Annotated in this window: 1 protein-coding gene; it reads left to right on the top strand. The window is 66.1% G+C overall.

The genetic code is table 11. The annotated features are described in order from the left end of the window. Positions 1–664: 664 nt before the first annotated feature. A partial coding sequence (locus AB0I03_RS27115; RefSeq protein WP_360417494.1) for a DUF6230 family protein occupies positions 665–1072 on the top strand: 408 nt, incomplete at its 3' end.

Genomic DNA, 1072 nt, shown 5'->3' with positions numbered 1-1072 from the left:
CTCCGGGGGACGGCGCTCCGCGCCGAATTTCCCCTCGTGCCGGGTCTTTTCCCGCACATTTCCGTCCCGTCCGGTTCCGTCCTGCGGCAACTCCCGCACACACGTCCGGTAAACGGAGCAGCGGCCGCGCTTTACCGAAACTTGGTAAACGCGGCCGCTGTTACTTGGAGTAAGAGCAGACGGCCAATTTGCCGGATTCTGTTCAGAATTGCCCCTTGTTTGGGCGTCATCAGGGACGACGCTGGGTGCCCAGGTGATCTCCGTGCGTCGCGGCGTAGTTATCGGCCCGTTACCCGCAAGTAACGAGGGCCTTGTGCGCCGGGCGGGAATGGACGACGATCGGCCACGCTCGGTCCATTCCCGCAGCCCGGCATCCGGTCGGAGCCGCGGGGTACTTGGGTCCCCACCGAGTGGGTCGGCGGCAGTGGCGCCGACCGCGGACAGGGGGGTCTCTGCCCTTGGGCAGGGCCTGTCCGGTGAGGTTGCGCGAGAGCGTGGCCAGTGGTTGTCGCTCGGGGGTGATCGCCGGTATTCGGATACACGCTGTGCCTCCGAGACGGGCGCTCTCCTTCCCGAGGACGTAGCACTTCTCCCATCCCAGGTATGGCTGCCTTCAACGGAGGCGGCGCGTACTGGAGATGTACGTCCGAGAAGGAGGAAAGTCATGGAGTCCCTGACTCGTGGCGGGACCAGATGGAAGCGGTTCGCCGTCGTCATGGTGCCGAGTGTCGCGGCCACCGCCGCGATCGGCGTCGCCCTCTCGCAGGGTGCCCTGGCGGCGTCGTTCAGCGTGTCCGGCCAGCAGTTCAAGGTCAGCACGGACCGGTTGGACGGCACCGGCTTCGTGCAGTATGGGGCGGTCGACGCCCAGAAGAACGGCACGAACGTCCCGGTGGCGGTCTCGGCGTTCAGCACCGCCAAGATCCGTAACCTGTGCCAGTCCGTCGTCGTACCCGTCCCGCTCTTCGGCGACGTGTCGATGAAGCTCCAGGCCGGCGGTGGCAAGGACCCGGTGGAGGCCAAGAACCTCTACATCGACCTGGACCAGCTGAACGCGGACGCGACCTTCAAC

The sequence above is a fragment of the Glycomyces sp. NPDC021274 genome, assembly GCF_040641195.1.
GTDB lineage: Bacteria > Actinomycetota > Actinomycetes > Mycobacteriales > Micromonosporaceae > Glycomyces.
Note: the sequence above shows the minus strand (reverse complement) of the source record. Positions and strands in the feature narration are given on the sequence as shown.